Source organism: Nocardia sp. NPDC004711, assembly GCF_053601595.1.
Window position 1 is genome coordinate 1 of sequence record NZ_JBSGCB010000054.1, and the last position, 18,753, is coordinate 18,753.

An 18,753-nucleotide genomic window follows, 5' to 3' on the forward strand; every position below is an offset into this window, starting at 1 on the left:
GCCGTCGCGTACCTCCAGTCACAACCAACACAGAAGGAACACCAACCAGCACAGCATCATTCCCCCCACCAGCCCCATTCTGTTAGGAGTTCTTACGGCGAAGACAGTCCGTGGGAGACCACCCCGCCGGGGGAAGTGACCTCAGCGTTCGGGGAGATGATCGGCGAATCGCCGGAGGAGACATTCGGTGAGACCGCGACCGAATCGGGCGCGGCCGCCGCATTGGCCGAGGCGTTCGACGCCCACTTGGCGACGTTGCTGTTCAGCCCTGAGACCGAGGACTTCGCCCAGGAAGAGTTGGCCACCGAGAACTACCTCGGCGAGAGTTTCGCCGGAGAAGGCGAACTCGCCACGGAATTCGCTACCGAGTACGCCTCGGAGTATGTGTCCGAATCCGGCGCGCAGTCCGAGCGTGACCTGCTCGCCGAACTGGATGATGCCCGCGCCCGCTTAGCGACCGAACTCAGCCAGTACACCGGCGAGGGCGCCCCGGTGGCCGAAATCGAGCGATTCGTCCCGGCCGTGCTGGCGATCCGGCCACTGCTCAAGATCGGTCTCCAGGTGACGCGGACGCGCGGGCCGCTGATCAACCTCATTGCCGCCCCGCTGGCGAACCTCATCCGAAGTATGGTGGGGCGCAAGGCTATTCGAAATATATCTCGGATCATCGGGCAGGATCCTTCGCCATTGATCGCGCGCGCGGTCGTCAACGTCGGCTTCAGGGCGCTCGGGCTTGAGGCGGCCGAGGACAGCGGTGAGACGCTCGCGGGTGAGGCTTTGGCATCGGCGGTCGAAGCCACCGTGCACCGCGTCGCCGATGAGCTGACTGAGGCGGAGGCGAGCGATCCGCTGCAGGTCGCCGCGGCGGTGCAACGCGCCTTCGCCGAAGCCGCGGCGGCCTACCTGCCGGATCGGCTGCTGCGGCCGGAGCTGCCCGAGCGCGAGACCGCCCAGGAGGGCGGGTTCTGGGTCATGATGCCGCGAATCACCGGCCCCCGCTATCGCTTCCGCAAATACACCCGGGTCTTCCCGGTGGTGATCCCACGGCAGGTCGCCAGGGCGATCCCCTGGTCGGACGGCGGTACCCTCGAGACCTACTTGCTCGACCGCGGCGTCACCCGGTGGCCGGTGCAGACCGAGGTCGACTTGTACGAGACCATGCCCGGTACCTTCCCAGGGCATTTCACACGGGACGAGACCCTGCCTGCCGCAGAGGATGTGGTAGCCGAGGAATTCCAGCCGCTGACGCCGGAGGCGGCCGGGCTGCTGCTGCGAGAGCCCGCGCTCGCGCGTGGCCATGCGACCTTGAGGGTCGATATAGGGACGGCTGGATCGCACCGGCTGGTGCCGGGTCGCCGGTACTTCCGGATCCGGGTCGGCAAGCTGCCGGGCCGACGCCCTCGACGTCCCCGGCGGCGCACCACGATCCATTGGGACCCGCACACCAAGCGGCTGCGTGTGGCCATACGGCTCTCCGATCACCTCGCCCGTACCCTGCACACCAAATTGACCGGCACCGGGCCGGGGGCCAAGCGGGATCTACCCGCGGTCCTCTCGGCGCTGCGCGCCGTGGTCATGCCCGCGCGGCTGCGACAGCGCTTGGTGCACAGGCTGCTTCGCTCGTCGGTGGTACGCGATCAACGGTCGGCGGAGCGACTGGCCGCGGCCATCGCCGCCGCGACCACCGTCGGGCTGTCGACCTTCCTGACCCAACGCAGCAACCGGCTCGCCGGTGCGATGGCGGATTCCGCGGAGGGCGTGACCATCGCGGTGACGTTCACCGGCGTGGCCGGAAATCCAATGCAACCGCTGATGCCGGTGGTTACCGTGACCGGGGGCTGGCAGGGTGTCTGACGAATTCGCCACGGAGGCAGCCGCCCTCGGCTCCGAGATTCGGCACTGGCGGCGCGCGGCGGCGGCGCTCGGAGACCTGGACATCGCGGCCGCACCCGCCGCGTGGCGGGAACTGGAGTCCTATTTGGACCAGAGCGTGCGGTCGGTCCTCGTCCGACAGGCCCAGCACCTGGTCGCCCTGGCCGACCGGACACTGTTCGCGCTGCGCACCGGACGAACCCTTGCCGACCTGAAGGCCGTTCGAACCGAACTGCTTTCGCTGCGGTGGCGCTATACCCGCGCCGAAGCGGTGATCAGCTTCTACGGCGAGGCCGTCAACACGCGGACCAATCCGCGCATCGCCGAAGTCCTGCGCGGGCTGGACACGATCGCGGTGCACAGCATGGAACAGGTTCAGCGGCCCTTGGGAATCGAGACGCCGCCGGTCCTCACGTATCTGGACAAAGGGCTGGGCGCATCCATTCTCCGGGCCGGGGCGCGATTATGGGACGCATCGCTGTCACCGGCGGCGGCCATCAAGATCACCCGGCACAATCTCTGGCAGCCCACCTCCCTGATTCACGAGACCGGCCACCAGGTGGCGCATCTCACCGGGTGGCACCCGGAATTGGCGGTCGCCCTCTACGAGATGCTCCTCCCGCACAGCCCGCTCGCCGCGGAGACGTGGCGTGATTGGGCCAGTGAAGTCGCCGCCGACGTCTATGCCCTCAGCCTGCTGGGTTACGCGCCGTTGCCCGCTCTGGCCACCGTCGTGGACGGCCCGACGCGTGCGGTGTTCCGGATGCCGCTCGGCGACCCGCATCCCGTTGCCGCACTGCGGGTTCAGTTCAACGTCGTGCTGTGCCGATCCTGGTTCGGGGCCGGGCCCTGGGACGCGCTGGGGGCACGCTGGGCGGACCGGCATCCGATCGCCGATGCGCCGCCGGAGGTGGCGGCGGTCATCAGGGCGAGTCTCCCGCTGCTGCCCGCGATCGTCGACGTGTGCACCCGCAGGCCCATGGCCGCCTTCCACGGCGTCCCGCTCGCCACACTGGCCGATCCGCGCAGGGTCGCGCCGGTCGAGCTGGCGCGTTTGGCCAAGCGCAGCGGCACCTCGCTCTACACCTCCACCTACCTGCAACGAGTGGAGCCCATGCGGATTCTCGCGCTCACGGTGATCCGGGGACTCGAATCATCCACGGCGTCGGCGGAGATGGAGCCGTGGCTGCGCCGTATCGGTGGCAGTCGAACCGTGGCCGCATGAGTTCGTGCCAGTTCGGAAAGGAAGAAGGATGGACTTCGAGCAGCGTGCTTCCGGCGAACGCGGCGAGCACGAGTTGGAGCACACCCTCATCGCCGCGTTCCGCAAGGCGGCCGCGAGCATCAACCCGGAGGATCCGCTGTCGGAGGGGCAACAGCAGCTGATCGTGCAGTTCCGGGCCTTGCGTAACGGTCTCGGCAATTACGGACGGCACGGCGAGACACTCGATCACGTGTTGTTGCCGTCGCCCTTACTCGAGCGCAACGACCATCAACCTACCGACGAAGGCCCTTACATTCTGGAATTCATCGACCCGATTCCGCAGGGAACGGCCTGGGTGCTGCTGAACCATCCGCAAACGGCACACCACGCGCCCAGTATCTCGAAATACCCGGCCGATCGTGTACGTGAGCACAAGTACCTGTGGATCGACCGGCGCGACGTGTCGACCGTTGAGCTGGCCGACTTCCATCATGTCGTCCAATACATTTGCGTCCCCACCGATCTCACCCGGCAGCCTTCCACCCGTGCGCCGGCACGGCGTCGGTCGACAATCCCCAAGTCCACGTCCCGGCGCCTGAAAGACGGAGAGTGACGCCATGTTCCGGACCCTTGCCGAACTTGTTCCCCACACGGCGCCGTACCGGGACAGGGCGAATGCCGTGCTGGCGGTACATCCGCTGCAGTTGAGCCGCTGGCTGGAAGAGGTATGGGCGCAAGGCGGTATCGCAGCCCCCAGCTGGGCGGCGATTCTGGGCGCGTCCGGCACGCCACCGGTGCCGCTCGGCGACCCGCAGGCGGTGGCCAAAACAGCCACCCCCGCAGACCTTTTGGCGACGATGTTGTCCGGAGTGAAGCCGACCGTGCCGGCACCCGGGCAGTCCGGAACGCCGCTGCAGCCCTACACGGGCAGACCCGGGCTCGGCATCGGTGCCACGCCGCCGCCGGTGTGGGAGCACCTCATGTATGCGTATCTCGTGGAGGCGACCGGGGTTTTCGAGATTCTCGGTGAGGTCGCGCGACGCTACCTGGTCGGTGAGACACTGTCCACGCCATCGATCGACGCCATGGTGTGGGTGCGCAATACCGAGCAGCTGTTCTACAGCGATCCTCCGGTATTCAATGTGGGCGGGCTGCTCACCAGCCAGTTGCGCCCGGACGCGAGGACCAACCGGCGCAACGCCTACTGGCGGATGTTCAATATGGATCTGCCGCATCCCATCGGCCGCGGTGTTCAGGGCCAGCCGTGGAAGCGGGATGTCGGGCCGACCGGCAATGCGCGGTTCCTGGAGTTCTGGAATGAGCTCCTGCGGCAGGTTTGGATGGGAATCGAGAACGACCGCAACACCTCCGGCCCCAACCCGACCGACTCGTCCTATATCGGATATCTCTGCCAAACGCTGTCGGAAATGCTGCAACTTCGCCGGCGCGGGGGCATGCTGTCACGCGAGGAATTCGCCTACGTGACGATGCTGAGCTGGTTCCACCTCACTATCGACCAGGACACTGCTGTGGTCCGGGACCTGCACGCCGATACCGGTGCCACCGGTAACCCGGCCGACCGGCTGGCCACCATCGGTGCCCGGGTGGGCATCGCACCGTCGCGGCAGTCGCGTGAGCTTTTCGAGCTGGCCGACCTGGTGTCGACCCTGATGTGGTCGATCGAGCTCGGTCTGTTCAATGCCAATACTCAAGGCGAGCTGCTGTATCGGAGCCGGGGAGTCTCGAATCCGGTGATCGCGAAGACGATGAACCGACTCATCGACCTGTGGCAGTCCGGAACCGGAGAACGGGTCAAGGATCTTTCGGTGACTTCGCGGCGGCCAACCGACGCTCGGACCGCGCAACCCACCAGGCTTCCCGGCGGTCTGGTGCCGACGGCCAAGCCTTCCACCAACGGCCATAGGGCGCAACCGCTGCGGCGCCCGTGAGAATCCGGTTCGAGGACCGGCGCGACCCCGACAGGTGCCCTACGTTCATGAAGGTCAAACGAGCGTGTACGTGGATCCCGAGGCGGCTGCCCGTCTCAAGAAGGCTGCCGAAGCGACCGGGCGATCGGAAGCTGATGTGGCCCCCTGGAACCGGTCCACACTTGTGAGAGCTGAGGCAAGGTGATCCGTGGGAGGTCACTGTGCCGAAGTCATATTCGCCGTCCTTTCGTCGTCAGGTGTCTGCGCGGCTGCGTAGCGGGGAACCCGTCGCCGAGATCGCCTCGGAGACAGGCATTTCGCTGGCCACATTGTTTCGGTGGAAGGCCCAGGCGCTGATCGATGCGGGAGTCCGCGACGGGGTGCCCAGCACGGACGCAGACGAGCTGTCCGCCGCCCACAAGTGCATCTCCCAGCTGGAGTCCGAGCTGGCGCTGACCCGCGACGCGTGCGCGCTGTTCGACGAAGGGGTGGTGATCTCCCCAAAAGGAAGATCGCGATCGTCGAAGGATTGATCGCACTCGGGCACTCGAGTCGGTTGGCGTGCCGGATAACAGGTTTGAACCGATCGACCTTTCAATGTCATCGCAGCCGCCCGATGTCGACCCGCCAGGTGCGGCGCTTCGTCGTGGCCGATGCGATCGAGGAGATCCACCGACGCTCTCGCGGGATCTATGGGAAGCGCCGAGTCCGTTCGGCTGTGCTGGTCGAACACGACATGATCGTGAATCTGAAACTGGTGGAGGTGATCATGCGGGAACGTGGTCTGTCGGGCCTGCCGCGGAAGAGGCGCCGCAAGCCCAGCCTGCTGGGCCTCGACACGCCGTCAGACCTGGTGCAACGGCGGTTTACCGCGGATCGTCCGAACCAGTTGTGGTTCACCGGCATCACCGAACATGCGGCTCGCGACGGCAAAGTCGTACTGCTGCGCGATCCTGGACGCGTTCAGCACAATGATTGTCGCTCGGACATTTTCGACGATCGCCGATACAGCCTTGGTCAACAGCGCAGTGGACATGGCGGTGCGGGAACGCGCAGGCTATGGGGCGACCATTCTGTACGCCGATCACGGCACCCAGTTCATGTCACGTTCGGTGAGAACCTGCGTCGGTGGAATCTGCTGGAATCGTTCGGGACTGTGGGTGATTGCTTCGATATCGCAGTCATGGAGTCGTTCTGGGGGCGTATGCAGACCGAGTTGCTCGACACCCGGAAGTGGTTCACCACACTGGAGTTGACCATCGCGATGGCCGACTACATCGACAACTTCTACAACGTGCAGCGGCGTCACAGTTATCTCGGCCACGTCAGCCCCGCCGAGTAGGAGATGCTCTGGCACGACATCCAACCCAGCCCTCAATTGTCATAACGACGGTCTATCAGCAGGGGGCCACATCACCCGGACCGAAACCATGGGGTCAGGTCAGCAGGGTTTCCGCCGCGCCTACCACGACGCCCGCGGCGAAGGCTGGACGATCAACCACAAAAAGATCCAACGCCTCTGTCGCGAGGAGGGACTATGAGTCCCCGCAGCGGCGCCGTTGACGAGGTGCTCGCGCTGCTCGCCTTGCCGATGCTCGGCGGTGTCGTCGCGGTGTGCGACGGCGTCTATCGGGCCGGGACGGCGACCGAGATCGTGGACCACCCGTGTATTTACAAGCTCCCCTCCAACTCGGCACGCATTGCGGCGTAAAGCTCCAGCCGGACCGACAATGCTGCCGCTACCAACTCATCGAACGGCGCATCGTCGGGCTCCCTTGCGGCCTTCGCCAGATTCCAGATGTAAAGCGTTGTGAGGCGGGCTGCTTCACTCGTCGCGCCGCCGGCAGTGATCTGCAGGATGTGTCCAGCGCGCTTGAACTCATTCGCTTCTGTCGGGGCGAAGGTCTCCAGGAGAGGATGTCCAGGCTGACGCTGGTCCGGGTCGGTAGCCAGCCACTCTTGACGTAGCACCAGGAGGCGATCCCGCAGCGTGCCATAGGCGGAAAGGTAGTCGAGACACGCTTGACGGATCTCCTGCCCCAGAGTTGTGATGGACACCGTTCGGACTGATGTCAGCCATACGATTGCGCGATGATGACGCCGCCGCCGTACTACCCGCCGCCTTCTCAGATTCCAACGAAGAGCAAGGCACCGTCTATCGCGCTCGTTCTTGGTGTGGGAGCCTTGCTGACGTTCTGGACTGTGTTGGGCGGCATCATTTTTGGTGTCGCCGCCATCATCGTGGGTCTCAAAGGCCGTTCACTGGCAAAGGCAACGGGCGTTCCTACTGGTACAGCCACTAGCGGGGCAGTTACCGGAGCGATCGCGGCCGTGTTCGCCGTCGCGTTCGCGGTGTTCGCGGCGTCGCTTCCCGCTCCGAAGACCGAAGCGAAAACAGCTCCCGCCGCAACGGCAACGACGGCTCCGCCGACCTCGGCGGTTCCGCCCACCACTCCGGCGGTGTCATCGTTGACCCCCGCGCCTGCCCCATCGCCGGTGCCCACGGCCGGTGATGGCACACACGGCATCACGTCCATGCCGGCGTATTGGGACGACAACTTCACCAAAGCAACCAAGGTCGACTGCCTCGACCAGGGCGAAGACAATCTGGGTTCGGGTGTTGGGTGGTGGATTGCTCCCGGCGTGTTGTTCTGCGCGCAGGACCCCACCCTCTTCACCACCTGGCAGGGGCACATCATCAGCGGCCACCTCCACTTCCTGACCCCGAGTGACGCGACCACCGCAACCAAAGCGGCGCGCCAACTCCTACCCGACGACACCGACGAACTCCGCCAGGTGCAAGGGCACAACCCGGACTGGTCGAAGGTTTCGACCGGCACCTGCAAAAGCATCGAATACCACTCGGACACCCTCGCCAAGACCGTCTCCAGCATCAATCCCACCTGGAAGGACGCCGATAAAGCTGAGTTCACCCTCTACAGCGGAAAGTCGTCGAGCGACGTCGGATCGGACAGCGCCTACGACGGCTCGCATATCAAAGAGATGCTCATCGGGATCGGCAGCATGACGCCGAATCGCGACGGCAATTACCCCTGCTGAAGCACAGAGCCGACCCCGAATCCCTGGTCGGTCGGATCGTGCACGAGCTGGCGCAGACCGCCGAGGCTGTTCATCGAGTGCACGACCCGGCTGGTAGGCCCGTGGGGTCCAACTGACTGGAAAGTCACTCTAGGCGCGAAGGGCACTCCAAATGCTTTGCGCTGAAACGGATTTCGCGATGGACCTGCCCACCTTCGAGAAAAGTCACTCTAATAAGGGGCTACCGCAGATAATGAGGAACTTGTCTGCGGTAACCCGCTACCGCCGGATTTCTGGTCGATGCGCCTCTAGCCTATGGACGGTTCCGCCTGTGCATGGACACCCGGCTACGGCGCAGCTCGTGACGACGAGGCCACTGCGGGCACACAATGAGGTTATGACTAACGCTGTGTTGGAGCATCCGCAGAGCTCACCGGTCACTTGAAAGTGGCCGGCATGGCTCGTGCGGGGATCGGGTTTCGGGAGCTCAATCGTCTGTACCGATCATCGACGGTAGCGAGGTGGAACGTGTACTGGCACTGGACCAATCTCGGCAATCCGGGCGGGACAAATCTTGCAGATTACATGGGTGTGGTGGCAATGGCCCGCGGTGGGAGGCCGTCGGAACAACGGCCGATGTGCTTCATGGGGACCGATGTCGGTAATGCCGGTTTTGTCGGTGCGTTGCCTGACCCTCATCTGTGGCTGAACGAGTGGGACGGAAGGGCGTGGCGCTGGTCGGATGTGGGTTATCCGGGCAGTGGATACGGGTTTTTGGGGCTCGACGCCTGCATCGTCGGCAAGGCGCCTGACCCCCAGGAACCCCTCGTTTTTGCCGTGACGGACAGCCACGTGCAGCTGGCCCATCGAGATCGCGCGGGCTGGCACTGGATCGATCTCGGCACCCAGGGGGAGCCGAATGGCCTCACCGTGACCACCGACTTTCATCCGACCTTCGGGCAACGTGCCCTCTGCTTCGTCCAGTTCGGGGATTCACTGTGGATGCAGTATGCCGACGTCAATGGACCGCACTGGCATAACCACGGCGCGCCACCAGGAACCGTGTCCATGGGGGTTGCGAACGCGACCACCGTGCTCGATGCCGGCGGAGCAGAACGGCCCGTTTGCTTCGTGATCGCGTCGTCCGGTCCGGATTGCTGGAAGGGTGAGCTATGGGCGATTCACTGGGACGGCACCATATGGCAGTGGACCGACCTCGGCAGACCGCCCATAGCATGGTTTGTAGGTGGTTTCGGGGTCGGCGTTACGGGTTCCTCCAGCGCGCAACGGCAACGGACCCTCTTTTTCGGCGTGGCCACCAGGAACACACCGGCCCCCGATAACCCAGACCACCTATGGGTGAACGAATGGGACGGTGCCACGTCGGAATGGACCGACCTCGGCAGACCGGTGGGAAGTGGCCTCCATCCACTTGGGGCGGAGGTGGTCACACCGCGCGACATGACCGGTACCCCCTACTACTTCATCGCGGGCGACGACGGTCATGTCTGGATGATTCACCGCGATGGTGCCACCTGGCAATGGGCGGACCACGGTAATCCAGGGGTAGAGGCAACATTCGCCAGAGTATCGGGCTCCTTCAGGAACGCCGATCCGGTCGAATGCTTCTCCGTCGGCGGCAACAACCTGTGGGTGAACTGGCCCAGTCGGCTCCCAATCTGGTGGAGACGCTGATCTCGACGCCGCTGGAGCGGCCGTGACGTTTCAGACCGTTGCCGCCGCGGCCGAGGTGTCACGGTCCTGGTGACTACTCCCAACTCGAACGCAACCCCGCCCGCCCGACAGCCCGGGCCCCGGGCGGAAGGTGTGAAGATTGACGACATGTCGACTGTGTGGCCTCTTGTTGTCGCCGTCGCCGGCGCGGTCATCGGAGCACTGGCGACCCTCAGTGCTGCGATCTTGAACGATTGGTTGAGACGGCGCCGTAGCTCAGACAAGGAGCAGCTTCGCAAGTGGCTGACTGTCTTCGACCGTCCGGCCTTCAGGGGACCTTACGACTGGAAGTCCAATCCTTCGAAGTTCGAGGAAGCGATAGACCTCGTTATCAAGGCCGTCAACAGCGGGCATGTCTTCACTCGCAAGGGTGTGGAGATGACCGAGTTGCGGGGCATCGGCAAAGCCCAGCTTCACGATCCCCGATTACGTGAGGAGATGGACGTTGTCGTCGACAACCTGCAACATATTCGGGCGCTGGCGCGGGCACAGCTCAAGGGAGCGAAGATGGCGCACGAGGTCGCTGCAGAGATCGACCAGCGGAGGGACAGGATCATCGAGACGCTGAACAGCCTGTGGTCGTCGAAGGGGTTGCGGGGCCTTCCCAAGCCGACTGCCCTGGCGGCCTACGAGGAGTTATACGACGAATGAGAGAGGGCTTCGGCGGTGATGCCCTGGCCCCTGCTGGGGTGTGAGCGGGAGGCTGATCAGCGGAGCCTGCCAGTCTGGCAGGCCATGAAACACGGATTGCCAGGCCGCTCGTAGTCGAACACGATCGGGTGTTGAGACGCTCTCTATATGCCGACGAATCAGGGGTATTCCGTCATCGCACGCTACTGGCCCAGATGGGGTTCCGGACCGGCGCGAAAACCAACACATTTGGGCGGGCCTCAGATAACGGGGCCACTTCGCGCATGGCTGGAGCGGCATCGCCGCAGGTCGGCAGGCACGCTGCCCCGGATCTGCGCGCCGGTCAGGTTCGCGCCGGACTGGTGGGGCGTTACGACTCCTGCGGGTCGAGGTGGTGGGTCAGTAGTCCGGTCAGGGCTTCGTCGACGGTGTTCCAGGGTCCGCCGCGCAGGACAGTGTTGTGTGGGTCGAGGGCCCTGCCAGCGTCCGCGGCGGCCGGTCGCGGTGAACTGGCGGGCGATGCGGCCGAGGTAGTCACCGCCGTCGGTGACGCGGTAGTCGCCGGAGTCCAGGTCACGGGTGAGGGTGACCAGCTCCCGCACCGGCACCTGCGGGCGGAGCCATCGTTCGCCGTGACTTCGGTTGCGCGGCACGCGAACCCGACCGCCGAGCCTGCGTCGGCGCCGGTACGGGTGTGAGATGTCGCTCGCGGTGGGTGGGACCGGTGCGGGCGCGGCGGCTGGTGCGCTGGTGGGTTGTGTGTCGCCGCTGGGCTGGTGCAACAGTTCGTCGTGGACCGCGACATCGAGCGTGGGCTGGCGGTCGGCGGGCAGTGGCGGCGCGGCGTGGAGGTAGGTGTACACGGTGTCGCGGCTGGTCCGGAACGCCTTGGCCAGTGCGGTTTTCGCCTCGCCCGCCGCGGCGCGGGCACGGAGTTCGCGGGCCTGTTCGGTGGTGAGGGCGGGCTTGCGGCCGGTGTAGACGCCTCGGGCCTTGGCCTTGGCGATGCCTTCGCGCTGACGCTCGCCGATCATGGCGCGCTCGAACTGGGCGACCGCGCCCATGATCTGCAGCATCAGATGCGCGATCGGTGAGTCCTCCCCGGTGAAGGTGAGGTTCTCGGTCACGAACTGCACCCGCACCCCACGGCCGGTGAGATCTCGCACCAGCGTCAGAAGATCGGCCAGATTGCGGGCGAACCGGTCCATCGAGTGCACGACGACCGTGTCGCCCTCGCGAACGAAGTTGAGCAGCGCGGTGAGCTGGCCGCGGTCGGTGTCCTTGCCCGAGGCCTTGTCGGTGAAGGTCTTGTCGATCTCGACGCCGTCGAGCTGGCGGCCGGTGTTCTGATCCACCCCGCTGACCCGGATATAGCCGACGCGCATTCCCTTGTGGGCCGCCATGAACCCTCCCTCATCCCAGAGTGTCGCCCGCCGCCACCACACCCACGCCTCCTCGACATCACCGCCACCGTGCAGAAGATTCGCCAATGGGAACATCGCTGGCGGAAAGTTAGCGTCGGCGGCTTTGCGCCACCAGGTTTCGGCGTCGGTGAGGTCGCCACGCTGCTTGAGCAGGATCCCGAGATTGAACATTGCGCGGGTGTGGCCGTTGTCGGCGGCGCGGCGGGTGAGATCGAAGGCGATGTCGGAGTGTCCGCGCTGGCCAGCGCTGACACCGACTGCGGTGAGGGTGTCTTTGTCGGCGTGGAGTGTGGTGGTGTGCCAGAACGGTTCGGGGATGGAGCGTGGGGTGCGGTTGTGCTGGCCGTCGTCGGCGGCGATGAGGTAGTCAAAGGCGCGATAGCCGCGGACGCTGTTGTCGTCGAGCCATCGGGTGGTCAGGGCCGCAATGTGGGCGTGGGCTTCGACCCGGGTCCGGGCGTCGCGGATCGCGGCGATTATCGTGGCGGGGTCGGGGTCGTACTCGGGCCGGTTGCGGCGCAGGGCAGTGGTGGCCAGGTCGGTCAGGGTCGGTTCGGGGATCGGGTCGAACCGGCCGATCCGGGCCCAGTCGATCGCGGTTTCGAGCACCGCCCGCAGCGGCGGATCATTGCGTGCGGCCCGGTCGTAGCGGTCGAGCACGGCGGGCGCACCGGCGAGGACTTCCCCCAGCCCGTATCCAAGCTTCCGGTAGTGGTCGAGGTCGGCGTCGGGGTAGACGGCTTCGGCGGCGGCCCGTTCGGCCGGGTCGGCGATGGTGGATTCCAGCTCGATGATGGTGGCCTGGCGCAGCAGTTCACCGACGTCACCGGTGAGCTCGCCCATTTTCGCGTCGTGGAATCTGTCGTGTTCTTCGCGGCGCAGCGTCGCCACCACGATGGTGGGCGCCGGGCGGGCCAGCAGATGCGCCAGCCGACCAAGGGGTCAAGGCCGTGGGCCGGTGAGAAACCGGCCCAGGTCGTCGAACCACACCACGATCGGGTCCGGGCCAGCGGTGTAGGCCGGATGCTCAGGTAATGCGTCGAGTTTCTCCCGCGCCGGCACCAGCACCCGCGCGCCGGGGCAGGTGCGCGTGAGGGCTTCGAACAGGGTGCGGGTCTTGCCCGCCTCCGACGGCCCGATCAGCACCGTCAACCGCCGCCCGCTGACCGCCGCCGCCACGTCGGCATCGACCCCCCGCGGCACATACCGGTCCGCGGCGGTGCCCCGGTCTGTGGGGTCGTACCGGTCACGGTCACCGTAGCGGGATTCGGTGGCCCCCAACCGATACGGATCCACCTCGGCCACCCGCGGCAGCTCTCCCGCATCGCCGAGCACCACAATCAGCCCCGCCCAGCCCGCATCGACCGCGCCCGGCCCGGCACCCGAGCCGGTTTTCCATGCCGCGAGCAGGCCCTGTTCGTCGGGGGGTGTCCCTGTGTCTTTTGTCAAGTGGCAGCCCGGTAGGGCTGCTTGCTGTGGAGCATGGCGTAGAGGACGTCGCAGCGGTGTCGGGCCAGGCAGATGAGGGCCGCGTTGTGTTTCTTGCCCTCGGCTCTTTTCCTGTCGTAGTAGCGGCGGCTGGCCGGGTCGTGTAGGGCTGCGAAGGCCGAGGGGAACAGGGCGCGTTTGAGTTTGTGGTTGCCTGAGCGGGCGGGGTGTTCGCCGCGGATCGAGCTGCCGGAGCGGTGGGTGATCGGGGCGATACCCGCGTAGGAGGCCAGGTGGCCGGCGGTGGCGAAGGCGGTGCCGTCGCCGACTTCGAGCAGGATGCGGGCTCCGGTCCTGACTCCGATGCCGGGCATCGAGGTCAGGACCTTGGCAAGAGGGTGATCATCGAACATCCTCTCGATGTCCTCGGCGATCTGTTTGCGTTGCAGCAGAACCGCTTTCAGCGAGTCGGCGAGTCTCGGCAGCACGGTTTCAGCGGCTTTGGTCCCGGGAACGGTCACGGTTTGCGCAGGCAGCGCAGCCAGGATCTCCTCGACCAGACGGGCGCCCATGCGGGGCGCGTGCTTGGTGGCGATCGAGGTGAGCTTGCGTCTGCCCGCCGCGCGGATTGCTTCGGGTCCGCCGCAGCGCGAGAGGATTTCCAGCACCGCCGGGTGCGCGACGCGAGGACCCAGGACCCGCTCGAGAGCGGGATGGACACTGGTCAGCAGGCCGCGGATGCGGTTGCTGGTGCGCGTCGCCTCTTCGGCGAGATTGTCATCGAAACCGACGAGAACGCCGAGCTCGGTGAGGGTTTCGTCGCCGATATCGACCCGGCGCAGGGTGTGTGGCATGGTGCGGGCCGCGTCGGCGATGATGTGCGCATCGCGGGCATCGGTCTTGGCCTGGCCCGGATAAAGGCCTGTCGATGCGGCGCATCGACAGGCCGGGCAGGTAGGCCACGTTGTGGCCGCAGGCGCGAGCGACGGTGACCGGTAGCGCACCGATGGTGTCGGGCTGATCGACCACGATCAACAGCGGTCCGCGCCCGGCGAGCTGGTCGAACACCGCCCGCAGGCGGGACTCGTCGTTGGTTAGCGCCTTGTCGAACAACCGTGTGCCGCTCAGGTCGAGACCGACCGCGTGGTGCTCGCCTTTTCCCACATCAATGCCGCAGAACACGGCGTACGCCTGTGTCACTTGCCATTTCCTCGTCACGTCGGCACACTCCGGACGGCCGCCGATCAAGCGTCGACGCCCGGCACCCACGTTACGAACAGACCTACCAGCGGCCCTGTCCCCATCAGCGGTCCGTCGACGCCACCAGACCCGGCGACACCCCCCGGATCATGCGTGAGACAGGGGCCAGAAGTCATACCGGGCCTGGCGACCGTAGCCCCGTTCAGGAGCCACGAAGAAGGTAACGGGTTGGGTTCTCCCAGTGCTTTCCACCGCGTGTACCACAGTTCGGGATCGAAGAATCGATCATCGATCCCGGGCCGATCCTGCTCAGCGATCAGTCGGCACGCCGTCACGAACTGAACCACCGTCGTCCACTTCGGTGTCGGCTCCTCGGCGGTCGCGGCGTTGCGCAGCGTGGTCTCACCGACCGCGTCCGTCTTCCGTTGCCCGGTCAGGACCTTCGCCATCCTCCGGTAGCTCGGAGCCCCCACCCGGGCACGCACCTGCGACAGCTCGGTCGCCAGGCGGGCGCGGGAGTCGGGATCACGGAAAGTCATCACCGTCATCCTGCGTCACCGACCGACCACTACGGGGAAGTTCACCACGCCCCCATCCACAACAACAGCGCCGCGGTGAGCACCACCACGCACACCACGAACCGCCACAACGCCGGCCACCCCTCCATGGCCTTGCGCACCGTCTTACCGAGTTCGCTCCACATCACCGGTCTCCGTCCCGTACTCGCTCCAAGTGGATCGAAATCCACTCCAGCACAGTAGAATCCGCAGTTCAGCGGCCTGATCGGCTCTGATGAAGAACGCGCGGAATCGATCGGAAACGATGCGAGACCATCATGATTCGTGGAGTTGGGGTGTGCCCCAAACCGACACCATCGTGAGGTCCACGAACTCGCTGTAGCGCTTTCGTGCGCCCCACGACAGCGATCCAAGGGGGTGAGTGGGGCACTACCGGCGCCGCAGCCACAACCTCAACGTCACCCCGACGAATCCGCCGGCGGCGGCCAATACCGTGCCAGCGGCCGGACCGAGAAGGGCCACCAGGGTGATGACGGTGCCGAGGATTGCGAGCAGTCCCACGAGATCTGCACGAACTCCCCGCAGAGGCTTGCGAGTGGACGGCTGCTTGCGGCCTTGCGATTTGGCTATGCTCATGTGGCCTCGATGTTCTTCTTAGTGGCTGGACAGTCGGGCTGAACGCTGCCCTCGCCTGCTGGAACAGGCGGGGGCAGTACTCGTTCGCTCGCAATTGCACCACGGGCATTAGTCGCTCGGCCCTGCACTGGACGGCGCTATCGGCGTGCCCCCGGCGATTCGGCACTGGCCAAGGCACCCAACGGCCCACCCGCCGTCGAATTACTTCTGCGAATCCAGGCTCCGACCAACGACACGGGGTGGATCCCCAGCCAAGGTCTGACATGCCCAGTACTGCCTGGTCAGTGGCCGAATTCCCGGCTCGGTCCCGACCACCTGATCCTGCGTTTCGACTTATTCCGGTCGTGTCTGCCATCTCCTGCAGAGCGCCCCTTAGCCGAGGAAGAACTGGCTGCCGTTGGTGCCGGGCTGCGTGCTCAATAACCCGGACATTTGTGTAGTCGAATTCGAGCATCGGCACCCGGAACCCGCCCACCGGTGTGCACGCGACTTCGAACATCTGTGCAACGCACTTCGAACATCGACATCAGCACTGAACATGATTCCGAACATCGACAACTCCGAACCGAGGTGTCGAGGGTGTTGTAAATCGACGGTTTACAACACCTGGCAAGACTGCTTCCAAGCCCAAAGCCCGGTTTCACCGACACGGCTGAAGGGGGAAACATGACAGGGACACAGTTACAGAAGGTTCAAGTTCGGTCGTTGTTGTCGTGGTGGCGGGTTTGGCGGGTGGTGACTTCGAGGCGTCGGTCTGGAGCGAGAAGTACAGGACCACCGCGCCTCCCAGAAGGACGATGACGCTGGCGATCAGCGCCACTATCCGCGGCACTCGTGCTTGCTTTGGTGGCAGCGACTGCGTTGTTCGGGGTGCTGCGGTTTGCGTCGTGGTTGTGGAAGTGGTTCTTCCGGTGGATGTTTCGGTTCTCCGGGCTCGGTGATTGCGGGCCAGGATGATGGGATCTTCACCGCCGTAGGTCCACTTCTGGGGGTTCTGGGTGGCGCCGTGGGTGAGTACGTGGGTGGCGGCGTAGGCGTAGGCGTCCTCGACAGTGATCAGCCCGTCATGGTCATGGTCGGCGCCGCCGGTACGTAGGCCCTCCACCAGGCCAGTGGTGAACACCGATCCCACTGCGGCCCTGCGATTCAGCGCACGCCCTTCGAACGAGTACTCCCCGTCACGAGAGGCGGTCAGCACGATCCGACCCCGGCCCGAGGTCGCGAAACGGTGCCCGAGATCAACCTGCGTGCCGCCCTTGGTGTTGGCGAAGGCGCCGCTGTGGCAGCAATCCAGGATCAGGATTTGGCGTCGGGCGCGACATTCCTCCATACGTTCACGCAACCACCGGGCCTCGACAGCAGTCGAGGAAAGCTCGTCTTTGACCGTGTCGATGGTGGCGAAGTGCAGTCGACCCCACTGATCGAGAACTCCGTGACACGACAGGTACACCAAAACGACTTCCTGCACCCCGCGGTTAGCAAGAAAGGTGGCTATGGCCCGCTGGATCTCACGCTGGGGCTTGTCCACCACCCGAGTGACAGCGAACGCCCCGATCTGCGGATCAGCCAGCACATCGGCCATCGCGTCGGCGTCGCGGACTGGCGCACGAAGCTTGATCAGATCCTGATCGGTATAGGTGGCGTTGGCGATGATCAGTGCCGAACGTGGTTGAGACATGGCCGGTTTCGAGGACGCAGTGCTCAGGCAGTGGGGGCGTGGCGTGCGAGCCAGGCGTTGATCACGAGGTCTTGTTGTTCGGGGAACCCGCCGGTGATCTTGATGGTTTCGCCGTCGAGCGTTACCTCGACCGTGCGCCCGCTATGAGCGACCCACTCTCGGATCTTTGCAACAACTTTGCCCAACGCCGCGACACCAAGGCGCACCCCTACCGTGACTGACAGTGCGGAGAGGCTCTTCGCTCCTTCGGGCAGCTCCGAATCGGACACCGGTTCTGCGGCGTCGATATCGATGCCGAGCAACTGTGCCCGTAGAAGCCGTGCCGCTGCCGCTGTGTCCCCGACCTCGTCGCCCTCGATCGGGTCGACTTGTACCAGCAGGTCCCAACTCTCGGCCACGTCATACCCCCGGTCCAGAAACCCGGCCCGTCCCGGCCAGCAGTCCAAATACTAACCGGCACAGTCGTCGCGCGTGCGGCAAAGCTCACGCACCACTGCCCTCACGTCTATCACCTGATCGGCCATCCACGGGAAGACTCCGAGAACGGGACACCCGCACATGCCCAGTCCGGCCACAGATGCCGGTTCGGACTCCTCGCCACTCGAGACACGGGTCCTTGCCGGGCCCGTTGAGGAACGGGATTCCGAACATCGGCCTCCACGCAGACATGATCATCCACGCGGTGATGCAGCGATCCCTTGAACCCACCATCGTTTTCCGAACACTGCCCGACGTAGGAGTTGGCACGTCTGCGGGAGTTCCTGGAGATCAGCCGCGAGGAGCTGTCCCGGTTCTTCACGCTCACCCCCGGCGGGTATCGCGTTCGTGGCACCGTCACCAGCGATGTCGAGAGCTATTTGCGCAGCTTCTCAGCGAGCTCGACAGTTCGTAGAGCCTCGGCATTGAGCGCTGTGTTCGAGAGCCCGGGCAGGTAGTACTTGAGACCTTCGATGCTTGTGGCCGTCTCCCAACCACTCACCCCCCGATCACCGAAGATGCTCCAGCCATCCCCGTGGTCGAGCCCTCTGCGTGATTCGCGGGAGGGACCATTGACGCGAATCAGTGATCGGCTGGAGAACCTCTCCGCGGAGGTGGACAGCAGCGTGAAGTACGAATGCCCGTCCATTTCCTCGACGTACTCGGTCGGCCAGCCTATGGCTACACGCTCGTAGAAGACTGTGTTCCGCTGCCGGATTCGGCTCCACCGTGTGGCCTTCATCCGGTAGAACGGCCAGGACTCGACGCCTTCGGCCTCCAAGATCGCGATGAGGTCGGACCGGTACTTGGCTTCGGCCGCGCGATACTGCTCGCGCACTCGCTCCAGCTCGGATGCCGCTGCGCCGGTGGCGGCCTTCTTCTCTGCCCGGTACCGCTTGAATTCCTCATGAGGATCGCCCAATGTCGTTCCGTCCTAGGTCACGTCGCAGCTGGGTACGGCCTGATCGGCACCGTAGTCCCATGG

16 protein-coding genes and 6 pseudogenes are annotated in these 18,753 nt (G+C 65.2%); 12 read left to right on the forward strand and 10 right to left on the reverse strand.

Translation table 11 applies throughout. From position 1 onward, the window contains the following. The 9 genes and pseudogenes from ACWEKS_RS38235 to ACWEKS_RS38275 form a co-directional block, all read left to right on the forward strand. Positions 1 to 1,854: pseudogene (locus ACWEKS_RS38235) on the forward strand (hypothetical protein); the annotation flags it as partial. Further along, positions 1,847 to 3,097, forward strand: a complete 1,251-nt coding sequence (locus tag ACWEKS_RS38240; RefSeq protein WP_452344609.1) for a hypothetical protein — start codon at positions 1,847 to 1,849, stop codon at positions 3,095 to 3,097. The pseudogene ACWEKS_RS38235 and the gene ACWEKS_RS38240, both read left to right, overlap by 8 nt. Before the next feature lie 28 nt (positions 3,098 to 3,125). Beyond that, complete coding sequence (locus tag ACWEKS_RS38245; RefSeq protein WP_452344610.1) at positions 3,126 to 3,689, forward strand: hypothetical protein; 564 nt, start codon at positions 3,126 to 3,128, stop codon at positions 3,687 to 3,689. A gap of 4 nt (positions 3,690 to 3,693) precedes the next feature. Then, positions 3,694 to 5,025, forward strand: a complete 1,332-nt coding sequence (locus ACWEKS_RS38250) for a hypothetical protein (protein WP_452344611.1) — start codon at positions 3,694 to 3,696, stop codon at positions 5,023 to 5,025. Positions 5,026 to 5,225: 200 nt separating this feature from the next. Beyond that, a complete protein-coding gene (locus tag ACWEKS_RS38255) occupies positions 5,226 to 5,537 on the forward strand; it encodes a transposase (RefSeq protein ID WP_452344612.1) in 312 nt (103 codons plus the stop codon). A gap of 83 nt (positions 5,538 to 5,620) precedes the next feature. Continuing rightward, a pseudogene (locus ACWEKS_RS38260) lies at positions 5,621 to 5,803 on the forward strand (transposase); the annotation flags it as partial. A 172-nt stretch (positions 5,804 to 5,975) separates the two neighbouring features. Further along, positions 5,976 to 6,062: pseudogene (locus ACWEKS_RS38265) on the forward strand (hypothetical protein); the annotation flags it as partial. Positions 6,063 to 6,160: 98 nt separating this feature from the next. Then, positions 6,161 to 6,346 (forward strand): IS3 family transposase, encoded by a 186-nt coding sequence (locus ACWEKS_RS38270; protein ID WP_452344671.1) that lies wholly within the window; start codon positions 6,161 to 6,163, stop codon positions 6,344 to 6,346. A 106-nt stretch (positions 6,347 to 6,452) separates the two neighbouring features. Further along, positions 6,453 to 6,564, forward strand: a pseudogene (locus ACWEKS_RS38275) (IS3 family transposase); the annotation flags it as partial. Positions 6,565 to 6,675: 111 nt separating this feature from the next. Here the strand turns inward: ACWEKS_RS38275 and ACWEKS_RS38280 are convergent. Then, complete coding sequence (locus ACWEKS_RS38280) at positions 6,676 to 7,062, reverse strand: hypothetical protein (RefSeq protein WP_452344613.1); 387 nt, start codon at positions 7,060 to 7,062, stop codon at positions 6,676 to 6,678. Between the two features lie 33 nt (positions 7,063 to 7,095). On the opposite strand from ACWEKS_RS38280, the gene ACWEKS_RS38285 reads away from it, so the two are divergent. The 3 genes from ACWEKS_RS38285 to ACWEKS_RS38295 all read left to right on the forward strand — a co-directional run bounded on the left by ACWEKS_RS38285 (position 7,096) and on the right by ACWEKS_RS38295 (position 10,428). Then, positions 7,096 to 8,064: a hypothetical protein gene (locus tag ACWEKS_RS38285; protein ID WP_452344614.1), complete on the forward strand. Its 969-nt coding sequence runs from the start codon at positions 7,096 to 7,098 to the stop codon at positions 8,062 to 8,064. Between the two features lie 507 nt (positions 8,065 to 8,571). After that, positions 8,572 to 9,738 (forward strand): hypothetical protein, encoded by a 1,167-nt coding sequence (locus ACWEKS_RS38290; RefSeq protein WP_452344615.1) that lies wholly within the window; start codon positions 8,572 to 8,574, stop codon positions 9,736 to 9,738. Positions 9,739 to 9,870: 132 nt separating this feature from the next. Further along, positions 9,871 to 10,428 (forward strand): hypothetical protein, encoded by a 558-nt coding sequence (locus tag ACWEKS_RS38295; RefSeq protein WP_452344616.1) that lies wholly within the window; start codon positions 9,871 to 9,873, stop codon positions 10,426 to 10,428. Between the two features lie 830 nt (positions 10,429 to 11,258). Here the strand turns inward: ACWEKS_RS38295 and ACWEKS_RS38300 are convergent. From ACWEKS_RS38300 to ACWEKS_RS38340, 9 genes and pseudogenes are all read right to left on the reverse strand, one after another. After that, positions 11,259 to 11,792, reverse strand: a pseudogene (locus tag ACWEKS_RS38300) (recombinase family protein); the annotation flags it as partial. Between the two features lie 981 nt (positions 11,793 to 12,773). After that, positions 12,774 to 13,280 carry a hypothetical protein gene (locus tag ACWEKS_RS38305; protein WP_452344617.1) on the reverse strand — a complete coding sequence of 169 codons (507 nt, stop codon included), beginning with the start codon at positions 13,278 to 13,280 and terminating at the stop codon, positions 12,774 to 12,776. Continuing rightward, positions 13,277 to 14,459 (reverse strand): annotated as a pseudogene (locus ACWEKS_RS38310) (IS110 family transposase). The gene ACWEKS_RS38305 and the pseudogene ACWEKS_RS38310 overlap by 4 nt, the downstream one beginning before the upstream one ends. A gap of 44 nt (positions 14,460 to 14,503) precedes the next feature. Further along, complete coding sequence (locus tag ACWEKS_RS38315) at positions 14,504 to 14,998, reverse strand: hypothetical protein (RefSeq protein WP_452344618.1); 495 nt, start codon at positions 14,996 to 14,998, stop codon at positions 14,504 to 14,506. Between the two features lie 41 nt (positions 14,999 to 15,039). Then, positions 15,040 to 15,162, reverse strand: a complete 123-nt coding sequence (locus ACWEKS_RS38320) for a hypothetical protein (RefSeq protein ID WP_452344619.1) — start codon at positions 15,160 to 15,162, stop codon at positions 15,040 to 15,042. A 244-nt stretch (positions 15,163 to 15,406) separates the two neighbouring features. After that, the gene (locus ACWEKS_RS38325) at positions 15,407 to 15,538 is read right to left on the reverse strand and encodes a hypothetical protein (RefSeq protein ID WP_452344620.1); all 132 of its coding nucleotides are present in this window, start codon (positions 15,536 to 15,538) and stop codon (positions 15,407 to 15,409) included. A gap of 715 nt (positions 15,539 to 16,253) precedes the next feature. Beyond that, positions 16,254 to 17,291 carry a caspase family protein gene (locus tag ACWEKS_RS38330; protein ID WP_452344621.1) on the reverse strand — a complete coding sequence of 346 codons (1,038 nt, stop codon included), beginning with the start codon at positions 17,289 to 17,291 and terminating at the stop codon, positions 16,254 to 16,256. Positions 17,292 to 17,314: 23 nt separating this feature from the next. Next, the gene (locus tag ACWEKS_RS38335) at positions 17,315 to 17,689 is read right to left on the reverse strand and encodes a hypothetical protein (protein WP_452344622.1); all 375 of its coding nucleotides are present in this window, start codon (positions 17,687 to 17,689) and stop codon (positions 17,315 to 17,317) included. A gap of 455 nt (positions 17,690 to 18,144) precedes the next feature. Beyond that, the gene (locus tag ACWEKS_RS38340) at positions 18,145 to 18,690 is read right to left on the reverse strand and encodes a hypothetical protein (protein ID WP_452344623.1); all 546 of its coding nucleotides are present in this window, start codon (positions 18,688 to 18,690) and stop codon (positions 18,145 to 18,147) included. Positions 18,691 to 18,753 lie beyond the last annotated feature (63 nt).

Bases quoted from the DNA above. Each gene is read 5' to 3' on its own strand.
- ACWEKS_RS38245 (WP_452344610.1), top strand. From the start codon at position 3,126: ATGGACTTCGAGCAGCGTGCTTCCGGCGAACGCGGCGAGCACGAGTTG.
- ACWEKS_RS38250 (WP_452344611.1), top strand. From the start codon at position 3,694: ATGTTCCGGACCCTTGCCGAACTTGTTCCCCACACGGCGCCGTACCGG.
- ACWEKS_RS38285 (WP_452344614.1), top strand. From the start codon at position 7,096: ATGATGACGCCGCCGCCGTACTACCCGCCGCCTTCTCAGATTCCAACG.
- ACWEKS_RS38315 (WP_452344618.1), bottom strand. From the start codon at position 14,998: ATGACTTTCCGTGATCCCGACTCCCGCGCCCGCCTGGCGACCGAGCTG.
- ACWEKS_RS38320 (WP_452344619.1), bottom strand. From the start codon at position 15,162: ATGTGGAGCGAACTCGGTAAGACGGTGCGCAAGGCCATGGAGGGGTGG.
- ACWEKS_RS38330 (WP_452344621.1), bottom strand. From the start codon at position 17,291: ATGTCTCAACCACGTTCGGCACTGATCATCGCCAACGCCACCTATACC.